30 protein-coding genes and 1 tRNA gene are annotated in these 26,112 nt (G+C 64.9%); 19 read left to right on the forward strand and 12 right to left on the reverse strand.

Annotated features, from left to right (window positions below):
• Window positions 1-23: 23 nt before the first annotated feature.
• Window positions 24-314, reverse strand: a complete 291-nt coding sequence (locus G9465_RS15840; protein WP_166971689.1) for a hypothetical protein — start codon at window positions 312-314, stop codon at window positions 24-26.
• A 91-nt stretch (window positions 315-405) separates the two neighbouring features.
• Here G9465_RS15840 and G9465_RS15845 point away from each other — a divergent pair, with 91 nt between their 5' ends.
• Entirely contained in the window at window positions 406-936 is a 531-nt protein-coding gene (locus G9465_RS15845; protein ID WP_166971691.1) for a dihydrofolate reductase family protein, read from the forward strand.
• A gap of 41 nt (window positions 937-977) precedes the next feature.
• Here G9465_RS15845 and G9465_RS15850 read toward each other — a convergent pair whose 3' ends face one another.
• Window positions 978-2,498, reverse strand: coding sequence for a molybdopterin-dependent oxidoreductase (locus G9465_RS15850; protein ID WP_166971693.1), 1,521 nt, complete (start codon window positions 2,496-2,498; stop codon window positions 978-980).
• A gap of 86 nt (window positions 2,499-2,584) precedes the next feature.
• Here G9465_RS15850 and G9465_RS26115 point away from each other — a divergent pair, with 86 nt between their 5' ends.
• Both G9465_RS26115 and G9465_RS15855 read left to right on the forward strand, forming a co-directional pair.
• The gene (locus G9465_RS26115; RefSeq protein WP_255491948.1) at window positions 2,585-2,707 is read left to right on the forward strand and encodes an HVO_2523 family zinc finger protein; all 123 of its coding nucleotides are present in this window, start codon (window positions 2,585-2,587) and stop codon (window positions 2,705-2,707) included.
• Window positions 2,708-2,752: 45 nt separating this feature from the next.
• Complete coding sequence (locus G9465_RS15855) at window positions 2,753-5,305, forward strand: PAS domain S-box protein (RefSeq protein WP_166971695.1); 2,553 nt, start codon at window positions 2,753-2,755, stop codon at window positions 5,303-5,305.
• On the opposite strand, the gene G9465_RS15860 is transcribed toward G9465_RS15855, so the two are convergent.
• Window positions 5,280-5,942 (reverse strand): TVP38/TMEM64 family protein, encoded by a 663-nt coding sequence (locus G9465_RS15860; protein ID WP_166971697.1) that lies wholly within the window; start codon window positions 5,940-5,942, stop codon window positions 5,280-5,282. The two genes, G9465_RS15855 and G9465_RS15860, sit on opposite strands and share 26 nt — an antisense overlap.
• Before the next feature lie 74 nt (window positions 5,943-6,016).
• Here G9465_RS15860 and G9465_RS15865 point away from each other — a divergent pair, with 74 nt between their 5' ends.
• Window positions 6,017-6,385 carry a DUF5830 family protein gene (locus G9465_RS15865; RefSeq protein ID WP_166971699.1) on the forward strand — a complete coding sequence of 123 codons (369 nt, stop codon included), beginning with the start codon at window positions 6,017-6,019 and terminating at the stop codon, window positions 6,383-6,385.
• Between the two features lie 132 nt (window positions 6,386-6,517).
• Here G9465_RS15865 and G9465_RS15870 read toward each other — a convergent pair whose 3' ends face one another.
• A complete protein-coding gene (locus G9465_RS15870; protein WP_166971702.1) occupies window positions 6,518-7,492 on the reverse strand; it encodes a hypothetical protein in 975 nt (324 codons plus the stop codon).
• Between the two features lie 134 nt (window positions 7,493-7,626).
• On the opposite strand from G9465_RS15870, the gene G9465_RS15875 reads away from it, so the two are divergent.
• Both G9465_RS15875 and G9465_RS15880 read left to right on the forward strand, forming a co-directional pair.
• A tRNA-Met gene (locus tag G9465_RS15875) sits at window positions 7,627-7,770 on the forward strand.
• A gap of 135 nt (window positions 7,771-7,905) precedes the next feature.
• A complete protein-coding gene (locus G9465_RS15880; RefSeq protein ID WP_227015583.1) occupies window positions 7,906-8,604 on the forward strand; it encodes a GntR family transcriptional regulator in 699 nt (232 codons plus the stop codon).
• Between the two features lie 351 nt (window positions 8,605-8,955).
• Here G9465_RS15880 and G9465_RS15885 read toward each other — a convergent pair whose 3' ends face one another.
• Entirely contained in the window at window positions 8,956-10,617 is a 1,662-nt protein-coding gene (locus G9465_RS15885; protein WP_166971704.1) for a hypothetical protein, read from the reverse strand.
• Window positions 10,618-11,155: 538 nt separating this feature from the next.
• Between G9465_RS15885 and G9465_RS15890 the strand changes: the two genes are divergently transcribed.
• Complete coding sequence (locus G9465_RS15890) at window positions 11,156-11,827, forward strand: hypothetical protein (protein WP_193571710.1); 672 nt, start codon at window positions 11,156-11,158, stop codon at window positions 11,825-11,827.
• Here the strand turns inward: G9465_RS15890 and G9465_RS15895 are convergent, their stop codons facing one another.
• The 3 genes from G9465_RS15895 to G9465_RS15905 form a co-directional block, all read right to left on the reverse strand.
• Window positions 11,828-12,070 carry a PRC-barrel domain-containing protein gene (locus G9465_RS15895; protein ID WP_166971706.1) on the reverse strand — a complete coding sequence of 81 codons (243 nt, stop codon included), beginning with the start codon at window positions 12,068-12,070 and terminating at the stop codon, window positions 11,828-11,830.
• Window positions 12,071-12,151: 81 nt separating this feature from the next.
• Window positions 12,152-12,316, reverse strand: a complete 165-nt coding sequence (locus G9465_RS15900) for a hypothetical protein (RefSeq protein WP_166971708.1) — start codon at window positions 12,314-12,316, stop codon at window positions 12,152-12,154.
• Between the two features lie 15 nt (window positions 12,317-12,331).
• Complete coding sequence (locus G9465_RS15905; RefSeq protein ID WP_166971711.1) at window positions 12,332-12,712, reverse strand: nuclear transport factor 2 family protein; 381 nt, start codon at window positions 12,710-12,712, stop codon at window positions 12,332-12,334.
• Window positions 12,713-12,784: 72 nt separating this feature from the next.
• Here G9465_RS15905 and G9465_RS15910 point away from each other — a divergent pair, with 72 nt between their 5' ends.
• Together G9465_RS15910 and G9465_RS15915 are read left to right on the forward strand one after the other, a co-directional pair.
• Window positions 12,785-13,825 carry a zinc-dependent alcohol dehydrogenase family protein gene (locus G9465_RS15910; RefSeq protein WP_166971713.1) on the forward strand — a complete coding sequence of 347 codons (1,041 nt, stop codon included), beginning with the start codon at window positions 12,785-12,787 and terminating at the stop codon, window positions 13,823-13,825.
• A gap of 59 nt (window positions 13,826-13,884) precedes the next feature.
• A complete protein-coding gene (locus G9465_RS15915; RefSeq protein WP_166971715.1) occupies window positions 13,885-15,108 on the forward strand; it encodes an FAD-dependent oxidoreductase in 1,224 nt (407 codons plus the stop codon).
• Between the two features lie 10 nt (window positions 15,109-15,118).
• On the opposite strand, the gene G9465_RS15920 is transcribed toward G9465_RS15915, so the two are convergent.
• Complete coding sequence (locus G9465_RS15920; RefSeq protein WP_394353981.1) at window positions 15,119-15,691, reverse strand: HalX domain-containing protein; 573 nt, start codon at window positions 15,689-15,691, stop codon at window positions 15,119-15,121.
• Between the two features lie 148 nt (window positions 15,692-15,839).
• Here G9465_RS15920 and G9465_RS15925 point away from each other — a divergent pair, with 148 nt between their 5' ends.
• The 4 genes from G9465_RS15925 (at window position 15,840) to G9465_RS15940 (ending at window position 17,928) form a co-directional block, all read left to right on the forward strand.
• Window positions 15,840-16,277 (forward strand): pyridoxamine 5'-phosphate oxidase family protein, encoded by a 438-nt coding sequence (locus G9465_RS15925; protein ID WP_166971719.1) that lies wholly within the window; start codon window positions 15,840-15,842, stop codon window positions 16,275-16,277.
• A gap of 44 nt (window positions 16,278-16,321) precedes the next feature.
• Window positions 16,322-16,732, forward strand: coding sequence for a hypothetical protein (locus G9465_RS15930; protein WP_166971721.1), 411 nt, complete (start codon window positions 16,322-16,324; stop codon window positions 16,730-16,732).
• Between the two features lie 203 nt (window positions 16,733-16,935).
• Complete coding sequence (locus tag G9465_RS15935) at window positions 16,936-17,178, forward strand: hypothetical protein (protein WP_166971723.1); 243 nt, start codon at window positions 16,936-16,938, stop codon at window positions 17,176-17,178.
• Window positions 17,179-17,265: 87 nt separating this feature from the next.
• Window positions 17,266-17,928: a ribonuclease H gene (locus tag G9465_RS15940; protein ID WP_166971725.1), complete on the forward strand. Its 663-nt coding sequence runs from the start codon at window positions 17,266-17,268 to the stop codon at window positions 17,926-17,928.
• Window positions 17,929-18,013: 85 nt separating this feature from the next.
• Here the strand turns inward: G9465_RS15940 and G9465_RS15945 are convergent, their stop codons facing one another.
• Entirely contained in the window at window positions 18,014-18,901 is an 888-nt protein-coding gene (locus G9465_RS15945; protein WP_166971727.1) for an NAD(P)-dependent oxidoreductase, read from the reverse strand.
• A gap of 200 nt (window positions 18,902-19,101) precedes the next feature.
• Here G9465_RS15945 and G9465_RS15950 point away from each other — a divergent pair, with 200 nt between their 5' ends.
• Window positions 19,102-19,344: a hypothetical protein gene (locus tag G9465_RS15950; protein WP_166971729.1), complete on the forward strand. Its 243-nt coding sequence runs from the start codon at window positions 19,102-19,104 to the stop codon at window positions 19,342-19,344.
• 30 nt (window positions 19,345-19,374) lie between these two features.
• Here the strand turns inward: G9465_RS15950 and G9465_RS15955 are convergent, their stop codons facing one another.
• Complete coding sequence (locus G9465_RS15955) at window positions 19,375-21,627, reverse strand: NADP-dependent malic enzyme (RefSeq protein ID WP_166971731.1); 2,253 nt, start codon at window positions 21,625-21,627, stop codon at window positions 19,375-19,377.
• 286 nt (window positions 21,628-21,913) lie between these two features.
• On the opposite strand from G9465_RS15955, the gene G9465_RS15960 reads away from it, so the two are divergent.
• From G9465_RS15960 to G9465_RS15980, 5 genes are all read left to right on the forward strand, one after another.
• Window positions 21,914-22,423: a cytochrome AA3 biosynthesis protein gene (locus tag G9465_RS15960; RefSeq protein WP_166971733.1), complete on the forward strand. Its 510-nt coding sequence runs from the start codon at window positions 21,914-21,916 to the stop codon at window positions 22,421-22,423.
• 93 nt (window positions 22,424-22,516) lie between these two features.
• Complete coding sequence (locus G9465_RS15965; RefSeq protein WP_166971735.1) at window positions 22,517-23,323, forward strand: basic amino acid ABC transporter substrate-binding protein; 807 nt, start codon at window positions 22,517-22,519, stop codon at window positions 23,321-23,323.
• 4 nt (window positions 23,324-23,327) lie between these two features.
• Window positions 23,328-24,002, forward strand: coding sequence for an amino acid ABC transporter permease (locus G9465_RS15970; RefSeq protein WP_166971738.1), 675 nt, complete (start codon window positions 23,328-23,330; stop codon window positions 24,000-24,002).
• Window positions 23,999-24,739, forward strand: a complete 741-nt coding sequence (locus G9465_RS15975) for an amino acid ABC transporter ATP-binding protein (RefSeq protein ID WP_166971740.1) — start codon at window positions 23,999-24,001, stop codon at window positions 24,737-24,739. The genes G9465_RS15970 and G9465_RS15975 overlap by 4 nt, the downstream gene beginning before the upstream one ends.
• A complete protein-coding gene (locus G9465_RS15980; protein WP_166971742.1) occupies window positions 24,739-25,722 on the forward strand; it encodes an amino acid ABC transporter permease in 984 nt (327 codons plus the stop codon). The genes G9465_RS15975 and G9465_RS15980 overlap by 1 nt, the downstream gene beginning before the upstream one ends.
• On the opposite strand, the gene G9465_RS15985 is transcribed toward G9465_RS15980, so the two are convergent.
• The gene (locus tag G9465_RS15985) at window positions 25,723-26,109 is read right to left on the reverse strand and encodes a hypothetical protein (RefSeq protein WP_166971744.1); all 387 of its coding nucleotides are present in this window, start codon (window positions 26,107-26,109) and stop codon (window positions 25,723-25,725) included.
• Window positions 26,110-26,112: the final 3 nt, after the last annotated feature.

Raw genomic sequence — 26,112 nt, forward strand, 5'->3', positions numbered from 1 at the left:
TTTCACCCGCGCGGAGCGGTTTTCTATCGGAACTCGACCACGTCGTAGACGCCAGTCACGCCCGTCGATTCGACTCGCGCGGTGACGTCGTCGCCCTCCTCGGCGGGCCTGTCGGCGACGAGCGTCACCGGTTCGATGGGCGTTCGCCGGAGGAAGGCGACGATTCGCTCGACCCACGAGGGGCGGCCGCCCTTCCGGCAGACGAGGACGTACCGGGCCTCGGCAAGCGACTGCAAGTCGGGGTCTAGCTCGTAGTCGTCGAGGTCCTCGGGCGGAACGACGTGGATGACCTCGCCCGTAATCGTCTCGGTCATACCGGCGTCTCGTGGCCGACGGGCATGTGTGTTGTCTCTGTGAGTATCGGCGTGGGCACAGCGATATGCCCACGCGGAGCGAACGTCGGTCATGGATAGGGGCACTATCGTCCTGTACGTCGCGACCAGCGTGGACGGGTACGTCGCGACGGCGGACGGCGGCGTCGACTGGCTAGACGTGTTCCAGTCAGACGAGGTCAGCGAGGGCTACGACGCGTTTTTCGACGACGTGGATTGTCTGGTGATGGGGTCGACGACGTACGAGCAGGTGCTGGGATTCGGCGAGTGGCCGTACGACGACCGACCGACGTACGTCGTGACTAACAGGGACCTGCCGCGCACGGCGGACACCGTCGAGTTCGTCTCCGAGGACGTTGACGAACTCGCCGAACGTCTCGAACGACGGGGCGACCGAATCTGGCTCGTCGGCGGCGCGCAACTCGCACAGGCGTTCCTCCGCGAGGGACACGTCGACCGGCTTCGGCTGACCGTCGTCCCGATACTTCTCGGTGGCGGCATCTCCCTGTTCGGTGACGGACCGCGACAGGCGCTGACTCTCGTCGAGACGACGGAGTACGCGAACGGGCTCGTCGAGTTGGCGTACGAAATCGACACCGAGTAGCCAGTCGGTAGGCGGGTCCGCACCACCACCGTAGCCCGCAGTCAGGCGAACTCCCGACTGACCCACCCGGAGGGACCACTCGGAACGGGGTTCGTCTCCTCGGCGGTCTGGACGGTGCCCTCACCGTCGACCATGCGAACGACGGCAGTGTGTCCGCCGGAGGGCGGGTCGTAGGCGTACACCCACTGCCGCCACGCGTCCTCGGCGGCCCCGTCACCGTCGACGGCCGGAAGCGGGTCCGAGAGCGTCGCGTCGGCCCACGTCTCCCCGCCGTCGGTGGAGACTTCGACGCGGGAGACACCGCGAAGACCGGCGTAGGCGTGGCCCGCCAGTCGGCGGCGCCCGTCGTCCAACAGCTCGGCGTGGTGGAGCTTGGCGACGGGTTTGACTGGTCCAGTGCCCTGCCAGCCGCGTTGCTCCCAGTAGCCTTCGGCCTCGCGTTCGAGTACCTCGATTTCGGTGAGCCACTTGACGTTGACCTCACCCCAGTGACCCGGGACGAGTGCCCGGACGGGGTAGCCGTGGCCCCGCGGGAGGACCTTCCCGTTCATGCCGTAGACCAGCAGACCGCCGCGGAGCGCCTCGATGGGGAACTCCTCGTAGTAGTCGTCTGTCGCGCGGAGCATCACGCACTCGCACCCGCTCTGAACCCCCGCCTCGTCGAGCAACTGGTCGACCGGGACGCCGGTCCACAGCGCCGTGTCCATCTTCTTACCGTTTCGGGAATCTCCGACACAGCGGAGCGTCGAGAAGCGGTTCTCGGCGGCCATTCCCTGCAACTCGTCGTAGTCGAGCGTGACCTCCTGTTCGACGGCGCCGGTGACCGAGAGCGTCCACTCGCCCGCGTCGACCTGCGGGTCGATGGAGTTGATGTCCACCTCGAAGAACGTCTCGCTGACCAGCGAGTCGAGGCCGTCGACGTCCAGCGACCGGTCGCTGGCGGCGTCGAGTTTCGTCTGTGCGTCGTCGAGGTCCGCACCGGGGGCCGCAAGCGTCGGGGCGTCCGCCGCCGTCGCCGTCGGCGTCCGCTGTCCACCGAGTCTGTAGCCGAGGACGCTCGCACCGAGGGCGACGCCGACCGTCGAGAGCGCCCGACGACGCTTCGAGGAGATAGGTGTGGTGTGGCCACCGGCGGCGTCGAGTGCCTGTGCGAGGACGACGACGCCGGCCGCCGGCAGTGCCGCGCCGGCCGAGAGAACGAGTTCCCCTGTGAGTGCGGCGGCGACGGCCCACGTGACGACGGCCGTCCCGACGCTCGGGAGCAGGCGGTTGTTGGCCGCGTCGCCGGCGAGGATGGCCGCCCGTGCCGCCAGCGCGACGAAGAGGCCCGCGACGACGATAGCGGTCAGCAGATTGAGTTGCTGGCCGAGGCTCCCGAGCGTCGTAATCGCGAACGAGACTATCGCGCCGGGCATGGTGCGAGCGAGCGTCCGTTCGACTGGCGAGGCCAGAAACGCTGGCGCGTTCCCCGTCACGGCGTAGGAGCCCGCGAGACCGGCCACCCCGGCGGCGACGCTGACCAGTACCCGCCCACCCCTCGTGTCGAGGACGTCGTCGGTCATACTCGCTCCGAGGCGCTACCCGACAAAAGGCGTTGTTCCAATTTCGACCCCAAAGAGCGAAGCGTCAGGAGTCCGTCCCACGGCGTATGAGCGACGAGTCAGGCGGGCGGCCCTGTCCGATGTGCGACCGTGCGATGTACCATCGGCACTGTAAGTACGTCTGCCCGGAACACGGCGTCGTATATGACTGCGCTGATACGTTCTACTGACGGCTGCTGGCGGCTTTATTATGATGGAACCGCAGACGTAGTACAATGGGTAGCGATGGCGAAATTCGCGTGCTCCACGTCGACGACGAACCGGAGTTCGGGGATGTCGCCGCGATGCATCTGGAGCGGGTTGACGGCGGCATCGACGTCGTCTCTGAACGGGACGCCTGCACTGCGCTCGGACGGCTCCGGTCCGAACCGTTCGACTGCGTGGTGAGCGACCACGATATGCCGAACATGAATGGGCTGGAGTTTCTGAAGGCGGTCCGCGAGGAGTTCCCGGAACTGCCGTTCATCCTCTTTACCGGGAAGGGCAACGAGGAGATAGCGAGCGACGCCATCTCGGCCGGCGTGACCGAGTACCTCCAGAAGGACGTCGGCACCGACCAGTACGCCGTACTGGCCAACAGAATCAGACGCGCCGTCGGCGAGTACCGAGCGAAGGCCGCTCTAGAGGAGTCGGAGCGGCAACTCTCGACGGTCATCTCGAACCTTCCGGGGATGGTCTACCGCGCACGGAACGAACCCGGGTGGCCGATGGAGTTCGTCAGCGACGGCGTCGAGGAACTGGTCGGGTACGCCCCGGAGACCGTAGAGTCCGGCGAGGTGACGTGGGGCGACCTCATCGAAGAGACGGAGATGGACCACGTCTGGGAGCGGGTTCAGACCTGTCTCGCCGCAGACGAACCGTTCGAAGTCACCTATAAGGTCGAGACGGCCGACGGCGAGACGCGGTGGCTCTGGGAACGAGGCCGGGTCGTCGGCACCGACGACGAGGGCGTCGAACTGCTCGAAGGCTTCGTCACCGACATCACCGCCCGCAAGGAGCGCGAGCGAGAACTAGAGCAGACGCGACAGTTCACCGAGACGCTCGTCGACGCTATCGACGACATGTTCTACCTCGTCAGCCCGGAAGGCGAGCTGCTCCGATGGAACGACACCGTCCTCGACGTGACCGGCTACAGTGACGAGGAGATAGCCTCGATGCACGCCCTCGACCTGTTCCCCGAGGCGTACCACGACGTGCTGCTGGACCGTCTGAAAGAGACTGTCGCGGAGGGCCACACGACGGTCGAACTACCGATACAGACGAAAGACGGCGAGCTGATTCCCCACGAGTTCCGCGGGTCGCGCATCGAGGACCCGTACGGAGGGGTTCTCGGCGTCGCCGGTATCGCCCGCGATGTCACCGACAGCAAGACCCGCAAACGAAAACTCGAACAGTACGAGACCCTCGTCGAGAACGTCGGCGACGCGATGTACGTCCTCGATGCCGGCGGGACGATACGGATGGCCAACGACGCCATGGTGGACCACCTCGGGTACGAACGCGAGGAGATCATCGGCACAGAGCCCACGAAGTTCATGCCCCCAGAAGACGTCGAGACGGGGAACGACATCATCGAGCGACTGCTTTCGGACCCGGACCGGACGTGGGCCACGTTCGAGATGCACACCATCGACGCCGACGGGAACCGGACGGTGAACGAGGACAAGGTCGCGCCGCTGGTAGACGACGACGGCGAGTTCGTCGGGTCCGTCGGCGTCATCCGTGACATCACCGAGCGCACCGAACGCGAACGGGAACTCGAACGCTACGAGACTATCGTCGAGGCCGTGGACGACCCCGTCTACACGCTCGACGACGAGGGCGTGTTCACGTTCGTCAACGAGGCCATCGAACCGATGACCGGGTACAGCCCCGAGGAGCTCGTCGGCGAGCACATCGGGGTCGTCATGACCGACGAGGGACTGGAACGAGGTGAGCGGGTCATACAGGACCTGCTGGACGACGACGACGCCAACAGCGGAACGCTGGAGATGGACATCGTGACGCGGGACGGGGAACGGATTCCGTCGGAGAACAACATGGCGCTCCTCCCGGCGCCCGACGGCGAGTTCGCCGGGACGGCCGGCGTCATCCGCGACATCGCCGAGCGAAAGGAGCGCGAGGAGCGCCTCTCCGAGTTCGCGAGCGTCGTCAGCCACGACCTCAGAAACCCACTCAACGTCGTCCAGGGGCGTCTCACGCTGGCCGAAGAGACAGGCGACGTCGACCACCTCGGCGACGCGGCGGGCGCGGCCGACCGGATGGAGCGGCTCATCGAGGACCTGCTGTCGCTGGCCAGACAGGGCGAAACCGTCGGAACCACGGAGCAAGTCGATCTCAGGACCACCGCAGAGCAGGCGTGGGCCAACGTCGATACCGACGGTGCGACGCTCGACTGTGCCACGACGACGACCGTCGAGGCCGACCCCGCTCGGCTTCGAGAACTGCTGGAGAACCTGTTCCGGAACAGCGTCGAACACGGTGCTGACACCGGATCCGAGACTGCTGACCTCACCGTGACCGTCGACACGATGGCGGACGGGGCGTCGACCGCTGGCTTCGTCGTCGCTGACGACGGCCGGGGCATCCCGCCGGCGACGCGTGAGAAAATCTTCGAGCGAGGCTATACCTCAAGCGACCACGGGACCGGGTTCGGCCTCGCTATCGTCGAGGACATCGCCACCGCACACGGATGGTCGGTCGAAGCCACCGAAAGCGCGACCGGCGGCGCACGCTTCGAGTTCAGGACGACTCCGGCCGACCGCTGAAGTGCCGGTAGGTCGGACCGGCGAGCACCAGCACCGCCATGGCTCCGAACAGGGAGAGGAGGTGCGGCAGCGCCTCGATAGACAGGCCGGTCAGCGTGAGCGAGCGCATCGACGCGCCGGCGACCACCTCGACCGCGACCCACGGAATCTCGCCGAGGAACGTGCCGACGACGAACGCCCGGGTCGAGACGTCGGCGAAGCCAGCGCCGTATGACACCGGGTCCGCCGGGACGGGAGAGAGACGAGCGGCGAGAACCCCGCGCGTCTCGCCGGTCACCGACATGATTCGCTGGCCGGACTCACCGAGCCAGCCGAACATCCCGCCCTGTTCGCCGGCTTTCCGTGCGAACCGGTACGGGATGAGGCAGGTGACGAGTGCGCCCATCAGCGCGACGGGGAACCCCCACTCGACGCCGAGGACGAACCCGACGAACGCCGACAGCGGCATCGTCGGCCACGCGAACAGCGGCCGGACGAGATAGAGGCAGACGATGAGCGCCGCCAGATACACGGGGTGGTCGGCCAGATGCATCGCTTCCCGGATGATGTGGGCCGGCGAGAGAACCAGCGCGGCCACGGCCACGGCGGCGAGGAGTGCGGCCGACCCCACCACCTGCCGCTTCACCAGACGGTCCATCTACCCGAGACAGTGACAGCGAGCGGCAAACCTCTTGTGGTAAGCGTTAATCCGGTGGCGGACGACGTGCCGTCGTGGACGACGCCGACAGCGACCCCGTCGAACTCGGGGTCGAACTGCTCGCCCACCTCGAACACGAGGAGCTATCGGTAGCCGAGGCCATGGACCGCATCGAGACGGTCACCACCAATCCCGGCCTCCAACGGGAGATTCTCGACACCGCAGCGATGCGCGGCGTCATCGACCGCGAGGACGGACTGGTCCGACCACGGACGCGAGGCACCTACGTCAGTTTCGAGGGCGACGTGGTGGTCCGCGAGGGCGACTTCTCCTGTGAGCGCTGCGGCGCGAGCATCTCGACGGGCCACTTCGTCCAGTTCGACGGCGGCGAGTTGGGACCGTTCGGGTCGACCTGTATCAGGAAAGTGCTGGGGCGGGAGTAGCGAGGGGCGCGAGCGCAGTGAGCGGCCCTCGAACGACGCGGTGAACAGCGCGAACCGCAGAGCAACAGCGAGCGGGTGGCCTCGGGAGCGGTTTCGACGACGTGTAGCGAGAATCGGACCGTCGCCGTTGGTCTAGCGCCCCTGTCGAAGCTCTTTGATGAGCGTCTTGATGGTCTGCTCTTGGCGTTCGATGCGCTCGGTCTGGCGTTCGACGGCCGCCGTGAGTTCGGCGACCTGTCGTTCGAGGGCTTCGACGTCACCGCCGCGGTCCGTCGACGACGGCTGGACGGTCGACTTCGTCGCCGGTTCGGCGTCGGCCGTCGACGGCTGTTGCTGTGTCGCGGCCGCAGCGGACTGCGTGGATCGCTGCTCGGACTGGTCCTCGTCGGTCTCCTCGTCGTCGCCGACGAGCGGGTCGATACCGGATTCGAGGCCGAGGCCGCCGTCGGCGTCGCTCCCGTCCTCCGGTTCGGTGCCGACCTTCGCGTTCAGGTCGGCAAGCGACGAAACGTCGTGGTAGGCAAAGAGCGCCTCCTGCAGCGTCTTTCGGACCGTCGGAGCTTGTTCGGCCGGGGCCTTGATGCGTTCGGGACGGTCGTTCACCGAGAGGACGATGGCCGTCGCGACACTGCCCTCCTCGAAGTCGAGGCCGGTGACGTCCTCGAACAGGTAGGCCTCGTAGTCGGCGTCCCACGTGACGTTGCCCAGATGCTTCAGCAGTTGCGTGTCGGTGACCACCAGCGTGAGCTCGCTGAACCGGAAGACGCCGGTGACGCTCTCGTCGGCGTCGATACCGTTCGAGACGCGGAGTTTGCCCTCTAGCAACCGTTCGAGGATGGTCCCAGCGCGGTCGTTCGGCACGCCGAAGTCGCGCTTCTCGTCGGTGTAATATAGCGTGAACTTGGTCTTTCGTCGGCCTTCGGATATCGTCAGGCGCTCGAAGTCGTGAGGGTGGGCTGTGACCTTCTCGTCGCTCAACAACCCCTCCCCACGGTAGACGAGCGTCCGGGTCGGCGTGAAACAAACAGCGTCCTCGTCGCCGAGGTTGACGCCGGCCTGGATCTCCTCGTCCCCGAGTTCCTGCCGGACGAGGTCGGGAATCTCCATGCAGGGTGCATACTAGCGTGGTGGCTTAAATCCGTGGGTCCCCCGAGCGGGCGGCCGCCGTGAGAGAGTCCCACAGCCCCACGGCAGATGAGAACCTTCAAGACGGAAAGCGGCCAACGACCGAGTGCACCCGAGCCCGGGTGGCTTAGCTGGACATAGCGCCGCACTCATAGGGTCTGACGACTCATGCGGTACCAACCGGCATGACCCGTGGGGTGCTCGTCACACCCCGGACCTGGGTTATGCGGAGATCGAGGGTTCGGAGCCCTCCCCGGGCACTACTCTGAAACTTCACATACCCATCGGCAGAACCGGTCTAACGACGGGTTACTGACCGATAAACTGGCCGATGAATCATATAACGAAATAGATACTCCTCCAGATATTGCAGCGGAAACGGTGGGGTGTCAGGCATGAGCGGGGCCTCGTACGACGGCGACCCGCTCGACGGCACCGTCCAGTACATTACCGAGCGGCCGGAGTTGGCCGACGGCGGCGAGACCGTCGACGTCGACGGCGAGCAGGAACGGGCCCACGGTCGCGGGTTCGAGGGCGCGGATGCCGACACCGCGGCGACGCTCCTCGCAAGCGTTCGGGAGAACCACACCGCCCAGGCTACCGGTCGGTACGCTCGGAACCCCGACGACCCAGAGAGTCACGCGACGGTGTTCGTCAGGGCCGACGCGATGCCCACCGACTTCGCCGACGTTCAGGTGTCGGGCATCGAGTGGACGTTCACCGACGTCCAGCGCGATATCGTCGCGACGCTCCGTTCGTCGACGACATCCATGACCGCTCGGGAGATCGCCGACGATGTCGGCGTCACGAAAGAACACGTCCGGCAGACGCTCAATCGCCTCGAGGGCATGGACGCAGTGCAGGCCTTCGAGGGTGGCGGCGTCCACGGGGCGACGCTGTACGCTGACGACGGGTTGCCGAACGCCGGCGTCGTGGACCTAGGCGAGACTGCCAACGATAGCGTATTGGATACCTATACGTGGTCGTTGGCGATTCGGGGCCCCGCTCCAGCCGTCGACGCACTCACCACAGGATCGAGTACCGATGATCAGCCAGAGAGCTCGGTCTGGGACTGGCGGAACACCTCAGACTGACGACCAGACAGCCGATTCCGGACCGCTCTCACCGACGGTCCGACAGCCCCTGCTCTACCAATGACTGATCTCACACTGTCACCTAATGTTGCCGACGTACCGCCTTCAGGCAAGCTTGTGTGCCTAATTATCGACGAGTGTGGTCCATTGAGTCTTGCAGAGATTCGGGCTCGGACCGCATTAGCTGACAGGACAGCCCGAGATGCGCTAGAATTATTAGAGCAAGAAGGGATGATCGAGAGCAGACCTGGTCGAGATGCGTGAAGTCCTCTGTATCAGGCCATTGACCGAGCTGCACTGCAGTCATATTTTTCACACCCTCGTCTATAGCTAAGATGGCTCTGCTCTATTTTATTCGAAGCCGGGCCCTCTGGTCGTCCAGTTCACCTGGTCGCCGGCCAGCGTCATGCCGTCGCCGAACCGGTTGTCGGCGACGATGGCGTCTTCGGTCGTCGCTCGACTGTACTGGTAGAGTTGCCCGCTCTTGAAGTCACAGTCCTTGAGCCGGAGGTGATCGGCGCCGTCGTCGAGGAGAAGGTCCAGTCCGCCGCCGGTATGATTGAACGAACAGCCCCGGACGTCGAGCCACGGCGCGTCGACGAGAAGGCCATGGCGTTTGCCGTCGCTTCCGGGATCCATGTGGACGTCCCAGTTTTCGAGTATCACGTTCGATCGGGTGATACGACCGAGATGCGCGTTCGACTGTGCGCTCCCGCTGTCGTAGATAGTCCAGTTGCGGGCGACGATCCGTCCCAAATCTCTATCCGAGCCATTGCCGGAGATGTCACAAATATACTGGTTGGCGCTGCTGTCGATAGTGATATTCGACAGCGTGCAGTGGTCGACGTCACTCCCGACACGGACCAGTTCAGACGGCGTCCGCTGTTGGGCATTAATTCTGATGCTGTCGGCGACGGCCTGGTGGGCTTTGTTCACCCACAGGGCAGCGTAGGAGTAGCCCCGGTCTTCCGCGTCGGTGTTGGTGATCGCACACTTGTAGGCGAAGTCGCCATCACCGAGGCGGATGTTCCCGGCGCCGCAGTTCGTGACGCTCGTATTCCGTATCGCAACCTTGCCACTGTGGCCGGCACTGTAAATACCGTTGTTGATGAACCCGGAGATGTCGCTGTTCTCAACGACAAGATAGCCTTGATGGTTACGCTCAATAGCGAGTCCCATCGGATGTTCTTGTTCCGTGAGGTCTGGGTCGTAGAAGGAGCCATCTGGCATCGCGATGTTCACGAATCCCTGGCCAGTCTCCGTCAAGAGCGTCGGGTGGATGGAGTAGTACGGCGGGACAATGCGGTCGATCTCACCGACGAGCCGGCAGTGGTCCATTTCGAGGTATTCGTCGACGGACACAATCATCGCTGAGGCAGCCACGTTCGATTTTTGAATATCGAACTCGATATCCTGCGCGATGAAGATGTCCGCATATCCCGGTCTGTCAACACCAGCCCGAACGAAGTAGGGCATCTCCGGGTTCGTACACTTCACCGTGGCCTGTGGCTTGCCGACGAGGCCGAGCGTGGCGAACTCGTCGGCTTCGACTGCCGTGTTCCACGTGTACGTCCCATCGGGCAGGTAGTAGATGACACTCTCGTTCGGCTCCTGTCGGTTGAAGTGCTCCTGTATGAACGCTCCGAGGTCGTCGTCTGATCCCGGTTTGATCCCGCGTTCGGTGACGTCAACGACGTCCCAGCTATTGACGGTCAAGTCGTCCATTTTGACCCCACCACGGACTCGAAGATCAGGGACGTCACTGTCGGCTGGGGTCGTCCCTTCGATTGTGGACTGGAACTTGACCGGTCCCGGCTGGTCTGTTCCCTCCATCGCACGCATTGACCAGTCCTCGGCGGCGTCGTCGTAGATTTCTACCGCGCCGTTACCAGACCCTGGTGTGCGCAGGGACGCGCGATCGGTCGTCGTCGTGATGTCACTGACGTTCAGGATGTCGTTCCCGTTCAAATCGAGGTCGCCTTTGAGGCTACTGGCAACCTCGGATGACTGCATCGATTTGAAGATATCACCCGAACTGCTGCATCCCGCAACCATCGACGTTAATCCGCCGAAGCTGCCCATTAGTTTTCGTCTGGTTGTATCCAATTCATTTTCTCGTCCTTCCTCAACATCTTCTGCATCATGATTTTCACCTGACGGCATAGTTCCGTATTACTCACATCCCGCATTCACTATCGGTCTAGTAAATATCGAATCTGATATTTGAGCCCGAAGGAAATACCGAATAGAACAGATAAGTCGCCAAAATTGTACTAACCCCATATAGATACTGAGTCAAAATCAATCTCAAGTTCCGATATATCGGAGATAGAGGTGTTATTATGGTTGATAACAAAGTGTTAACGGGCCATAGAGTGATGTGGCTCGGGTGTACTGGACCGGGAATTTCCGTCGCGGCTTTTGAGTTGCGACTATCATGTGAAACCCGTAGTGGCACCCGCCGCTTGCGAACTGAGTTTATTCATTGGTCCGCATAGGACCTATAAGACCATCACTCAGCCGCTCTGACCCAGCGGTGACCTCCTCAGCTATGTCTATCGAATTTGCACCCACGGCGAGCATCGCGACCGACGACGTCGGCGTCCCCGACGACCCGGCGGACGTCTTCGAAAACTCACCCATCATCGCGGGCTACAACCAGTTCTACGACGTGACCGAGCGACGGGTGGGACCTGACGACGAACCGCTCCCGTGGGCCGACCGCATGAAGGTCATCGTCGCGTCGACGGAGCACAACGAACTCCTCCCCGAGGACGGCCTGGAGAAGATCGTCAACCAGTTCGAAGACAAAGCTCGCGAGGAGCAAGGCCTCCACGGCAGCTTCGCCGCTGCGGAGGGGGTCGTGTATGGCGATTTCTCACGAAAGACCCACGTTCGTCCCGCGGAAGACCTCGCCAACCGACTCGTCGACGACCACGCCATCTACGGCTACGACGCCGGGTGGGATGACCCGCGCGTCCTTGTCGACATCCGCAAGACCCACACCGACCAGTACGTCGTCTGGGACCGCTTCTACGAGAGTGAATCCCGTCTAGCCGAGATCGTCGACCCCGACGACGTCCGCGAGGGCCAGCAGGAGTGGGTAGTCGGACGTCCGAAAGGCCGCGTCTACTGCGAGCACGAGCCCGCACACATCCAGCAGTTCCGGAAAGCGGGCTGGCCGGCGGTCAAGGCCGAGAAGTCCCTCGACGGCGGGTGGTAGTCACTCCGGCGGCGTGATCACGACGTGCTCGGAGATGGCCTCGAGGGTGTCAGCCGGGAGCGACACGCGTCCGTTGGCGTTGCTTTCGATGCCGTACACCTCGTGACGGTCCGTTTCCACGATGAGCGTGTCCAGCGCGCCAGAATCCAAATCCGCCGTGATACTGTACAGGGTGCCGATCTCTTGTCCGTCTGTCGTTAGCACCCGCTTGTCAGCGAGTTCGTTTGCGAGGACCCGGGACATGTCACTACCATCGCCGGGAAGCGGGATAAATATACAGGCTAGGTTTCATTAATTTATCGCGACCACATAGCGCTCGTCGTCTCAAACGATGGTCCGTCCTCGCGGTGTGTCGACGTCGGTGATACTGTCCCGCTCCAGCGGATACTCGCCGCAGAGCGTCGCGTCGGACGTCGTTCGAGCGGGGCCTACCGCCCAGTCACGACCGCGCTCGATGGGGTCAGTGAGGAGTGTGCGCTCCTCCGGCACTGTGAGACGGCCTGCTTACAACTCCGTCGCGACGCTGACGTGCATCCCGACGAACCGCCAGTCGCCGTCGCGGTGTTCGAGCGTCCCGCTCCAGCGGGTGTAGAACTCGTGGTGGGCGTCGCCCTCGTCCCACGAGAGCGCCACGACGTCGCTGAACCACGCCACGCTGTCGCGCTGTGTGACCCGGAGGTCGTGGCTCTCGACGGTCCAGTCGCTCGTCGACGCGGTCTGGTCGCGGAGGCCTTGCTGAATCGTGTCGGAGCCGACGAGGCGCTCGGAGATGCCGAACTTCACGATGGGGTCGTCGGCCGGCCGGTCGTCGGCGAAGAAGGTGTCCAACGGCGCACCGTGTCGCAGCGAGTCGTAGTAGTCGTGGATGGTCGCTCTGGCATCCATACAGGGACATACCGGCCATGGACCTTACCACTGTGGGCGAACGGTTTTTCACGCTCGGCCCGAACGCCGGGTATGCGCGCAGCGATCTATCGCGGCCCCGGCGAGATAACCGTCGAGGAGGTCCCGAAGCCAGAAGTCGAATCGCCGACCGATGCCGTCGTCCGCATCACACACACGGCAGTCTGTGGCTCCGACCTGTGGTTCTATCGGGGCCAGAGCGACCGGGAAGAGGGCTCCCGCGTCGGCCACGAACCCATGGGCATCGTGGAGGCAGTCGGCGAGGACGTGCGCTCGGTCGAACCCGGCGACCGGGTGTTCGCGCCCTTCGTCGTCAGTTGTGGGCGCTGTGAGTTCTGCCGCAAGGGACTGCACACCTCCTGTGTCAACGGCGACTCGTGGGGCGGCGACAACGGCGGCGGACAGGGAGAGTACGTCCGCGCGCCGACGGCCGACGGGACGCTCGTCCGGGTCCCCGACCGGCACGCCGACGACGAGGAGACGCTGGAAGCGTTGCTCCCCCTGACCGACGTGATGGGGACCGGCCACCACGCCGCCGTGAGCGCGGGCGTCGGCGAGGGCGACACCTGCATCGTCGTCGGCGACGGCGCCGTCGGTCTGTGTGGGGTCCTCGCCGCGCGTCGACTCGGTGCCGAGCGCATCGTCGCGATGGGACACCACGAGGACCGACTGGAACTGGCCCGGGAGTTCGGTGCCACCGAGACTATCAGCGCCCGCGGCGAGGAGGCCATCGAGCGAGCCATCGAGACGACCTACGGCGGTGCGACCCACGTCATGGAGTGTGTCGGTGCCGCGTCGGCGATGGAGACCGCCATCGAGGTGTGTCGGCCGGGCGGGACCGTCGGCTACGTCGGCGTCCCCCACGGCGTGAACGAGGACGGCCTCGACCTCTTCGGGATGTTCGGCGACAACATCACCCTCAGCGGCGGCGTCGCGCCGGTCCGGGCCTACGCCGAGGACCTGATGGCCGACGTGTTGCAGGGGACGCTCGACCCGTCGCCCATCTTCACGAAGACGGTCGACCTTGACGGCGTGCCGGAGGGCTACCGCGCGATGGACGAACGCGACGCCATCAAGGTCCTCGTCAAACCGTAGATGGGCCGAGCGCCCGGCCCGAGCGCTAGACCCATGTGTATCCAGACCAACATCTGGTGATGACACGCTCTACGACAGTACTGGTCGTCGGCGGCGGTGCGACCGGCGTCGGTGTGGCCCGTGACCTCTCGCTCCGCGGCGTCGACGTGACGCTGGCCGAACGCGGTGGCCTCGCCAGCGGAACGTCGGGTCGCTCGCACGGGCTCTTACACAGCGGTGCGCGCTATGCGGAGGCCGACGCGACCGGCGCCGAGGAGTGTATCGAGGAGAACCGGATCCTCAGAGACGTCGCCGGGGAGTGTATCCGCGACACCGGCGGCCTGTTCGTCCAGTTGACCGAGGACGACCCCGAGTACTTCGAAGCGAAGCGCGACGCCTGCGAGGCCGTCGGCATCGAGACTGACGAACTCGACGCGGACGCGGCCCGCGAACTGGTGCCGGACCTCTCTCCCGAGGTCGAACGCGCGATGCGAGTGCCGGACGCCGTCATCTACCCCTCACGCCTCGTCGCCGCGAACGCGGCCGACGCCGAGGCCAACGGCGCGACGATTCACCCGCACGCGCCCCTCGAATCGCTGACTGTCACCGACGGGCGGGTGACGGCCGCGACGCTCGGCGGCGACGCCGACGAGACGGTCGAACCCGACTACGTCGTCAACGCGGCCGGCGCGTGGGCAGGTCAGGTCGCGGCGAAGGCTGGCGTCGACGTGGAGATGGCCCCGGCGCGGGGCGTGATGGTCTCCGTCGAGTACGATTCGCTCGAGCCGGTTCTGAACCGGTGTCGAGACCCCGACGACGGCGACATCGTCGTCCCACACGAGAGCGAGGCGGTGCTGGGCACGACCAGCGTCCCCGTCTCGGACCCCGACGACTACGAACGGGCCGAGTGGGAGGTCGACCGCTCCATCGAGGAATGTGCGGCGATGCTCCCGCCGGTGGCGGACGCCGACGTCGTCCGAACGTGGTGGGGGGTCAGACCGCTGTACGCGCCCGACGAGGGCGACGGCGACCGGAGGGGCATCTCGCGGGGGTTCTTCAGGCTGGATCACGTCGACGACGGCGTCGAGAATCTGGTCAGCGTCGTCGGCGGCAAGTTGACGACCTACCGGCAGATGGCAGCGTCGACGACGGACCTCGTCTGCGAGCGACTCGGCGTCGAGGCCGACTGCGAGACGGCGACTCGACGCCTGCCCGGCGCGGACGACGGCGACAGGTTAGACGAGTTCGTCGCGAGATACGACGGACAGGGGCCGACGGACGAAGACGTCGTCACGCGAGGCTGACTGGTGACTGCTACCCGCTAAACTCCCGGAACGCGGTCTCGAAGTCGTCGAACTCGTTGACCGCGTCGTCGGCCCGTTGGCGGAGTTCCTCGACGCGCCTGCTGACCTCGTGGTACTCCTCGTGGGCGTCGAGTTCGGCGTGGTTCTTCTCGGATTCGAGTGTCGCCTTCTTCGACGCCATGGCGAAGTACTGCTTGAGGTGGTCGTCGTACGTATCGCGGACGAGCATCTCGTCGACGGCCGCTAACAGGTCCTCGCGGCCGACGGGTTTCGTGAGATAGTCGTCGAACGGCATCTCGACGATGTCGAACCCCGGGTCGACGGCCGTGACCATCACGACGCGACAGTCGAGGCCCCGGTCGTCGATGGCGTCGAGCACGTCGTCTCCCGACATCCCCGGCATCTGCCGGTCCAGAAACACGACGTCGACGGTGTCGTCCATCTTCTCGAGCGCGGTTTCGCCGTCGTTGGCACTCCGGACGTCGTGGTCTGTTCCCAGCCAGGCCGTATAGAGTTCGGCGACGTCGTGTTCGTCGTCGACCACGAGTACCGTCGCCGTCCCCGAGTGAGTCGTCGCTTGCACACTTTGTTTCTTCGTCATCGTGTCCCCACCGACTGTTCTGAGTGCGTTCTTACCGGATAGCGATAATAAACCCACCTCTCGGATTATCAATGGTGATTCTGCATAGGGACCCCAGAACAGTTTACACCGGCCCACCTATCGGCACTCGATGGCCACTGTCACGGGTCCGTGGTCCGACGAGGAACTCACGGACTTCCTCGAGTCGACGACGGTACCGATTCGGATAGGGTGCCGACGCCCCGATGGCGACCCATGGATGCTCTCGCTGTGGTATCGCTACGAAGACGATACGCTACAGTGTGCGACCGCCGCCGACGCCAATGTGGTCGGATATCTAGAACACGACGACGTCGTCAGTTTCGAGGTGTCGACCAACGACCCACCGTACCGGGGTGTCAGAGGAAACGGGACCGCGACAGTCACGCCGGACGAGGGGAAGGCGACGCTGCGAGCGCTCATCCACCGGTACCTCGGCGGGACCGACTCGCCGCTGGCCGAGCGACTCCTGTCGCCCGACCGTCACGAGGTGACGATCACGATTACCCCCGACCGCCTGCACTCGTGGGACTACAGCAGTCGGATGTGACGCGACCCGTCGGGGCTTTGTGGCTGGCGGTCGTACCCCCGTCGATGTCACCCGACCCGTCGGTCGTTCGCTCGCTAGCCGTCAGTGCCGAAGACCTCACCGCGGCACTGGAGGCAAACGCCCGTGACGGACCGCGGACGGTCCTCCGTGCGACGCCGCCATACAGCGGTCGGATGCGAGCGCGACTCCACGTGGTACAGGGAGACGACGAGGAGACACTCCACGTCGCGCCGGAGCAACTCTTGACGGATACGGCACCTGCCTATCCGACGCCCGACGACACCGCAGACGAACTCCGTGCGGACGAGGAGGAGACGTACACCGTCGAGCGCCACCGGGCGTATCACGAACGGCGCGTCGACGAATGGCGAGAGACGGTGTTCGACCACGTCGTCGACGCGGTCACAGTACCGGCCGTTGACCACGAAGTTAATATCTCTCTATTGGGTCCCTGAAAAACGGGGTCGAACGTACCGATCTGTACTGCTATAGTACCGGCTGAAACAGCACGAGAGGCGATTCTAAAACGTCTACGCGGATTTAATCGTGGCGTGAAACGTCGGGGTCTCTCGGGGCGTCGCGTGAAACGAAACGAAATAGGGCGAACGCTCTCGCAGTTATAAGCCGGTATCCGTTCTACGAGGGAACAGGTCACTCCATGTCGAGTTCGTCAGCACACGAACTGTTCGCCCGCCTCGACGAAACGGTCCCGAACGTTCCCCAAACCCTCCTGGAACCGCTCCGTGGCATCGCCTTTTGGACAGCTATTGCCCTCCCGTTCCTCTACCTGCCGCTGCTGGCGTCGGGCCTCGAGACCCCGGCCGTCAGGACGGCGTTCGCCGCACTGGTCGCCTGTAACGCCGTCGCATTGCTCCTCGGCCACTCGTACGCGCGAGAGTGACGGAGTGGCGTCTGTCGGTCCCAGCCCCGACTTTGTCTCGGCGGGTCGGGGCCACATATTTATATTCCCAGTCGTCTAAGGACTGGTATGGCCGCTTACGGCCGGCCGACCCTACGAGATTTGTTCGACGAGTCACCGACGCCGCACATCGCACACCCCCCTCGTAGCCACCATCGGGATTTCTACATCGCCACAGACGGGTCCTTCCGACAGCACGGAATCGACCCCGTCGCCAGTGATGGACGCCCGACGGAGCGAGGTGGTCTGGGCGTCGTCGTCGAGACACTAGACGGCGAGCGAGTCGTCCGTCTCTCGGTACCGGACAGCGCGCCGGACAACAACGTCGCCGAGTACCGGGCGCTCCACCTCGGACTGGACGTCCTCGCGACGCGGGCACCGGCTGACGCCCGCGTCGGACTGCTCATCGACCACGACCAGCTCGCCGAGAACGTCAACGCCGAGGTACTGGCGACACACGGGTCGGCCTACGACCCGCCCCACAGCGTCTCGGTACCGCCAGCGACGGGCCTCCACTGGCGGGGGATTCAGGCCCGCGTCAACAGTTTCGGCGAGGTTCGGGCGGCCCGCATCTCCAGCGACCGAAACCCGGCCCATCCGCTCGCCAACGCGCCGGACCAGTACGCCCACGTCAACGGCGAACCGGACCGCTGTGTCCTCCCACAGACCACGTCCACCGACAAGCGTGTGCCGCCGCCCTCTCGGTCGGAGCGTGGCGGGGCCTCAGACTGACCCGGAGGGCGGGCCGGCGCTCGTCACGGCGCGGATAGCCGACGACGGTACGTCCATCTCGGCGGATTATACACCACCTAACCGGTCATTCGAGCGTCCGCCAGCTCCAGGACGGGGCCCAGTCGAACAGCCGTGCTGCCTTCGACGTATCGACCAGTGCGGTGTGGTCCGATAGGTCCGCCCGGACCGCCGCGTCCGGGAACAGGTCGGCCACCACTGCCTCCGTCGGCGTCTCCGCACTCGTATCGGGGGCCGACACCCAGACGCGCTCGTGGCCGTCAAACGTCGCCTCGACCGACCGCCGGACGAGGTCGACCACGTCTGAGACGTGTGCGTAGGTGAACAGTGTATTGCGCTGGGTGTGGAGGGTATCCGTCGCCCGGAGACCGCCGAGCGTCCGGTCGGCCTCGACGAACGTCTCGCGGGCCATCTCGTCGTCGACGACCCACGGGAACCGAAGTGACGTGATAGTCCGTGGCCGGTCGGCGGTCCGTCGCGCGAACCCGTCCGCGATGGTCTCCAGCGTCTGCTTGCCCAACCCGTAGGACGTCGACGGGGTGAGTCGATGGGACTCGTCGACCGGGAGGTAGTCGACGGTGATGGGGTCCGGTTCGAAACCGCCACCGATGGCGCTGAAACTCGACGCGAGCGTCACCGTCTCGACGCCGAGTTCGCCGGCGGCCTCCAGTACGTGATAGGTGGACATGGCGTTGCTCTCGAAGGTCCGATACCCCGGCGTTCGTTCGGGCGTCGGGAGCATCCCGAGGTGGACGACGGCGTCGGCGTCGCTCTTCGCGAGCGACCCGTACACCTCGCCGGCGTCGAGCAAGTCGGTCGTGAGATAGGCGTCCGAGTGTGACTCGTCGGGTTTCCCCCGAGAGATGTTGACGGTCCGATACCCTTCCGCACCGAGGTGTTCGAGGACCGCCTGTCCGACCCGACCGTTGCCGCCGGTGACCGCGACTGTTCCCATACGTCGCCAGTGAGGGGCCGACGACAAAACCGCCGTGGCGAGTGTAACGCTGCAGACCATTGTGACGGGACGGCACGGTTTAGCACTGCATAAGTTATCCAGACGTTCGTGTATGACTTCAGCAACGTTCCCCCAACGTCACACAGCTCAAACTTTAAGTGGGAGGGGATGTATAGTAACCACTGGGAGGTGACAGACAGATGAGTACCAGTACCAGCAGGACTCACAGTTCGGACGGACAGTACACGGACCGGTCGGCACCGACACCGTCGCTCTCTCGATACGATTTCGTACTCGCGCTCATCCCCACGACGTTCCTGCTGACGGTCGTCGCCGCCGGACTGGTCGGCGTTGCGGTTCCGAAAGCGCTCGCCGTCGGGTCGGTTCTGGCACTGACTGCCGTCGTCGACGCCCTCTTCATCAACCCGCCAACAGGCAGGTGAAACGCCGCCGTAGCGACGACGTCGCCGTGATTACTCCTGCTGGGCGTCTACGACTGCCACGCCCGCGAGATTGACGATGTCCTTGACCTCGTCACCACGCTGGATGACGTGGACCGGTTTGTCCATCCCGACGAGCATCGGACCGATAGCCTCGGCGCCACCGAGTCGCTGGAGCAGTTTGTAGCCGATGTTGCCCGCTTCGAGGTTCGGGAAGACGAGCACGTTCGCCGGGTCGTCGAGTTCGGAGAACTCGTAGGTACTGTTGAGGATGTCCTCGACGACGGCCGTGTCGGCCTGCATCTCCCCGTCGACCGGGAAGTCCACCCGCTCGTCGGCCTGCAACTTCGCTACGGCCTCGCGGGGTTTTCGGGTGCCGTCGGTGTCGACACTGCCGAAGTTCGAGTACGACAGCATCGCCGCGCGCGGTTCGACGTTGAAACTGCGGGCCAACTCGGCAGTGTGTCGAGTTACCTCTGCGAGCACGTCGGCGTCGGGGTCCTGATTCACCGTCGCGTCCGCACAGAAGATGACGCGGTTCTTGAACGTCAGCATGTAGACGCCGGCGGCGTAGTCGGCGTCCTCGGCGGTGCCGATGACTTGCAGGGGCGGGCGCAGGGCCGAGGGGTAGTGGTGGGTCAGGCCGGTCAGCATCGCGTCGGCGTCGCCCATCTCGACCATCACACTCCCCAGATAGTTGCCGTCCCGGACCAGTTCCTCGGCCTCGCGCCGCGTGACGCCCTTGCGCTGGCGGAGTTCGTACAGGCGGTCGGCGTACGCCTCGACGTCGGCCGTCTCCGGGTCGACCACCACGGGGTCGAACTCCAGTCCGAACCGGCGACGCGTCGCCTCTATCTCGTCGGCGTCGCCCAGCAGGACCGGTTGGGCGATACCCTGTTCGACCAGTTGGTAGGCCGCCCGAATCATCTTCTCGTCGTCGCCCTCCGCCAGCACCACCCGTTTGGGGTCGCTCTTGGCCTTGTTGAGCACGACGCGCATCATCTCGCGGGACTTGCCCAACCGCGCTTCCAGCCGTTCGACGTAGTCGTCGAGGTCCAACTCCTTGCGCGCGGCGCCGCTGTCCATCGCAGCCTTCGCGACGGCTGGCGTCACCTCGAAGAGCACGCGGGGGTCCAGTGGCTTCGGGATGATGTATTCCGGCCCGAACTGGAGCGGTTGGTCGCCGTAGGCCTTGACGACGGCGTCGGGGACGTCCTGTCTGGCGAGGTCGGCCAACGCTTCGGCGGCGGCCACCTTCATCTCCTCGTTGATTTCGGTCGCGCGCACGTCCAGTGCGCCGCGGAAGATGAACGGGAACCCCAGCACGTTGTTGACCTGGTTGGGGTAGTCAGAGCGACCGGTAGCCATGATGACGGTGTCGTCGCGGGCGTGTTTCGCCGTCTCGTAGTCGATTTCGGGGTCGGGGTTCGCCATCGCGAAGATGATGGGGTCCGACGCCATCGACTGGACCATGGTCTCGTCGACGATGCCGCCAATAGAGAGGCCGACGAACACGTCGGCACCGGCCATCGCGTCCGCGAGGTCGCCCTCCGGAACGTCCCGGGCGAACTCCCGTTTGAACTCGTTGAGGTCCTCGTGGTGGGCGCGGTCCTCAGTGATGATGCCCGACGAATCGCACATCGTGATGTTCTCCTTCGAGGCGCCCAGCGAGACGTAAAAGCGGGCAGTGGCGATGGCGCTCGCGCCCGCCCCGGAGAAGACGATGTCGAGGTCGGCGAGGTCCTTCCCGGCGATGTCGGCGGCGTTGACCAGCGCAGCCCCGGAGATGATAGCAGTACCGTGCTGGTCGTCGTGGAACACCGGGATGTCCATCTCCTCCCGGAGACGGCGCTCGACCTCGAAACACTCCGGAGCGGCGATGTCTTCGAGATTGATGCCGCCGAAGGTCGGTTCCATCGCCCGGACGGTTTCGACCATCGCGTCGGCGTTGTCCGTGTCGAGTTCGATGTCGAAGACGTCGATGTCGGCAAAACGTTTGAACAGAACGCCTTTCCCTTCCATCACTGGCTTTGAGGCCTCCGGCCCGATGTCGCCCAACCCCAGCACCGCGGACCCATCCGAGACGACGGCGACCATGTTCCCCTTCGCTGTGTAAGTAAAGGCCCGCTCTGGGTTCTCCGCGATCTTTTCGCAGGGTGCGGCGACGCCGGGTGAGTACGCCAGTGAGAGGTCCCGCTGTGTATTGGTCGGTTTCGTCGTCGCTATCTCTATCTTGCCGGGCGGGTCCCGGCTGTGATAGTCGAGTGCGTCTTCGTCAAGTCCCATACCGAGACGTCGTTCCCGGCCATCAAAAAGGCAAGTTTACCGTCAAGCGACGTACCCATCCTCAACGACTGTCGAAATCCTTCGGACAGTCTCGACACCGCGTGCCGGCGACGGTATCCGTCGAGGACGTCGTCGGTCCCGCCCCATCTCTGCGACGGTGACGAGTTCGACGGCGGCGTACAGCGATGTGGTATGAAAGACAGTGGCTTGTGTCTCGGACGGCGTGGCGTCTGCACCCTCGGCCACCCAAAGAAGGGGATAAGTACGAGCGCACCAAGGTTCGAGTATGACCGACCGCTTCCGTCGGCTACTCACGGCGACGACGGCCCTGACGTTCGGCCTCATCCTGCTCGGGGTGTACACCGGTGCCATCGGTGCGGGACTGACGTGCGGGGCCCGATGGCCACTGTGTGACGGCTGGATGGGACTGTTCCCGGCTAACTGGGCGAGTTTCGTCGAGTGGTTCCACCGTCTGGTCGCGATGATTACCGGGTTCGCTATCCTCGGCTCTACCGTCGCCGCGTGGCGCGGCGGGTACTCGACGCGCATCAAGTACGCGACCGGCGTCGCCACCGTGGTCCTCCCCGTCCAGATACTGCTCGGTGCAAACACCATCATCAACTTCGGCGCGGCCGCACAGGTGCTCCACCACGCCGCCGCGCTGACGATTCTGACCGCGATGGTCGCGGCGACCGCGTGGACGTTCGACGGGGCCAGTTCGCCCGCCGAAACCCGGTCGGACACCTCGGCGAGCGAGTCGACGGCGGACGCCGACGCCAGTCCCAGTTCCGACTGACCGCCCGATTCCGTCCAAACGTTTCGAAGAACGTACAACACCGGTAGTAACCGGTTCGTAACACTAATCCGGGCATGCGACCATGTACCGTCCATGTCAGACAAAGGACTCTCGCGACGACAGTACCTCACCACCGTTGGCGGGACGGCAGTGACGCTCTCGGTAGCCGGATGTTCCGGTGATGGCGACAGCGGTGACGGCGGTGACGGTGGCACCGAGCAACCGACTATCACGGCCGGTACTGCGCCAGGGTTCCCGCCGTTCGAGATGAAAGAGGGCGGCGACCTCGTCGGATTCGACATCGACCTACTCGAAGCCGTGGTCTCGGAGACCGAGTACCAGTTCTCCGGTTGGAAGGAATTCGAGTTCGACTCGCTCATCCCCGCACTCACGAACAACAACATCGACGTCATCGCGGCCGGGATGACCATCAACGACGACCGCGACCAAACCATCGACTTCAGCGACCCATACTACTCCTCGGATCAGGCCATCGTCGTTCGCTCGGACGGCGACTTCGCCCCCGAGAGCCTCTCAGACCTCGCCGACCGCCCGGTCGGCGCCCAGAAGGGGACGACCGGCGAAGGCGTCGTACAGGACGAACTCGTCGGCGACGAGATCACCGAGAACCAGTACAACGCTTACGACAACTACGTGCTGGCCATCCAGGACCTCCAGAACGGCAACGTCGACGCCGTCGTCATCGACGTGCCCGTCGCCAACACGTTCGCGGCGAACCGGCCCGTGGAGGTGGCGTTCGTCTACGAGACCGGCGAGAAGTTCGGCTTCGGCGTCCGCACCGACGACGACGCTCGCCAGGAGGCCCTCAATTCGGGACTCTCGACGGTCCGCGAGGACGGCACCTACGAGGAACTGACGCGAAAGTGGTTCGGCGAGTAAATCGATGTTGCAGGCAGGCGACTGGGCGTTCGTCCTCGACAACTTCGACTACCTGCTGACCGGCGCGGCCGTCACCGTCGGCCTGACGCTGACCAGCCTGTTGCTCGGCTTCCTGCTGGGGTTCCCGGCCGGGGCTGTCGAGGTGTACGGCGAGGGCATCGCACAGCGCATCGTGAGCGTCAGCGGCGTCGTCCTCCGTGGGACGCCCATCGTCGTCATCATGCTCGTCCTCTTTTTCGTCGTCTCGATCTCGAAGTCGGCGTTCGTGACGGCCACCGTCGGGCTAGGACTGCGGAGCGCGGCCTACCAGTCACAGATATTCAGGGGGGCACTCCAGAGCGTCGACGAGGGGCAGATGGAGGCGGCCCGCGCCGTCGGGATGAGTCGATTCGAGGCCATCCGCCACGTCGTCGTCCCGCAGGCGCTCCGGCGGTCGATGCCCGGCTTCCAGAACGAGTTCACCATCGTCCTGAAGGACACGAGCATCGCCTTCGCCATCGGCCTCGCGGAGCTGTTGACCCGGGGCTACGACCTGTTCACCCAGAGCGGCCGGTCGACGGCCGTGCTGGAGGTGTTCGTCGCCATCAGCGCCGTCTACTTCGTGCTGACGTTCGGGACGAACCGGGCGCTGGACCGTCTGAGCGAGTACTACGCGATTCCGTCGGGAGAGAGTTCATGACACTGCTACGAGTCGAGGACGTACACAAGTCCTACGGAGACGAGGAGGTACTGAAGGGCGTTAGTTTCGAGATGGACCGCGGGGACGTCGACGTCCTCATGGGCCCTAGCGGCAGCGGGAAGTCGACGATGCTGCGCTGTATCAACCGCCTGACCGAGATAGACAGCGGCGACATCTGGCTGGACGGGACGCCCGTCTACGACCCGGAGACTGACGTAAACGAACTCCGGCAGGACGTCGGCATGGTGTTTCAGGACTTCAACCTCTTTGCCCACCTCACCGCGCTGGAGAACATCACGCTCGGCCTGAAACGGGTGCTGGGCGTGCCCGAGGCCGAGGCGACGGAACGGGCCGCCGACCACCTCGCACAGGTGGGATTGGCCGCACAGGCGGACTCCTACCCCGCCGAACTCTCGGGCGGCCAGCAACAGCGGGTCGGCATCGCCCGCGCGCTGGCGATGGAGCCGAAACTGATGCTGTTCGACGAACCCACCAGCGCCTTAGACCCCGAACTCGTCGGCGAAGTGGTCGAGGTGATGCGTGACCTCGCAGAGCGCGGGATGACGATGCTCGTCGTCTCCCACGAGATGGGATTCGCCCGCTCTGCGGCCGACGACATCCACTTCCTCGACAGCGGCCGGGTCGTCGAGTCGGGGCCGCCAGAACAGTTGTTCCAGCGGCCGGAACACGACCGAACCAGCGAGTTCCTCACGGGACTCCAGTCGAACGGCCACTGATGAGCGCCGAAGAACCGTCCGTCGCCGACGACGTCCGAACCACCGTCACCGTCGACACCGACAGACCGTGGGCGCTCGTCGGCCTCGCGGTGTTCTGGGGCTGGTTGCTCCTGCGCTGGACGAACGACTTCCTCCTGCCAGACGGGACGGCGTTCCCGAGCGACCAGTCGTTCATCCCGGTCGCACCCGTCGCCGCGGCCGCGGAGTCCGTGGGCGCGACGGCCGCCTCGCTGGGCATCGTCGGCGCACCGCTGGACGTGGTCGCCGGTCTCCTCGGGTTCGTCGCCGGGGCTATCCCCTCGCTCCCGGCGCTGGCCCGCGGGGCGTGGCTCACTATCGTCCTCACCGTCGCCGGCATCGCCTTCGGGTTCGTGCTGGCCGTGCCGCTGTCGGTGGCGCGCGTCTACGGCGGCCGCGGCTTGCGGTGGCTCTCGCTGTCCTACACGGAACTCATCCGCGGGACGCCACTGCTCGCCCAGTTGTTCGTGCTGTACTTCGGCCTCCCACTCACCCAGATTATCCGGGAGATGCCCGGCGTCGGCGTCGGGTTCGTCCCCGGGACGGCGGTGTGGGTCGCCGTCATCGGCTTCACGCTCAACAGCGCCGCGTATCAGGCCGAGTACATCCGGTCGGCGCTGGAGTCCGTCGACGTCGGGCAGTTGACCGCCGCTCGCTCTATCGGCCTCTCGAAGGTCGACGGCATCCGCTACGTCGTCCTCCCGCAGGGGCTTCGCTACGCCATCCCCGGGTGGTCGAACGAACTCGTCTACCTCATCAAGTACTCCTCGCTGGCCGCGTTCATCACGGTCCGGGAGTTGTTCTTCCAAGCGGAGTCCATCGCCAACGACACCTTCCGCTACACGGAACTGTTCGTGTTAGCGGCGCTGTTTTACCTCGCGCTGGTCGTCTCGGCGTCGCTCCTGATGAATCAGGTCGAGGATCGAACCGCGATACCCGGTATCGGCGGGAAGCGACAGGCCTGATTACCTCTCGTCTTCGACGACGTAGGCCCCGAAGTCCTCGGCGGTGCCGACCGGCGGCGCACCGAACGCCAACCAGACGTGTCGCGTCTCGGTGTGGTTACAGAGGTTCCTGACGGTGTCCTCGTGGACGCGGACGACGCCGCCTCGTGGCACGTCCTGCACCTCTCCCTCGATGGCTATCTGACCCTCGGTCATCGCGACGAACACCTCCTCTTGGCCCTCGTGGGTGTGTGGCGTCGTCACCTCGCCGGCGTCGACGACGACCTGATTGACGCGCATCTCCTCGGCACCGAGCGGTCCGGTCAGTCGCCTGACCGTCGACTCGCAGGTCTGGAACCGGTCGTCCGGCACCGTCTCGGGGTCGACGATGGCGTACCCGTCGGTCATGGC

Source organism: Haloarcula sp. JP-L23 (assembly GCF_011602445.1).
Classification (GTDB): Archaea; Halobacteriota; Halobacteria; order Halobacteriales; family Haloarculaceae; genus Haloarcula; species Haloarcula pellucida.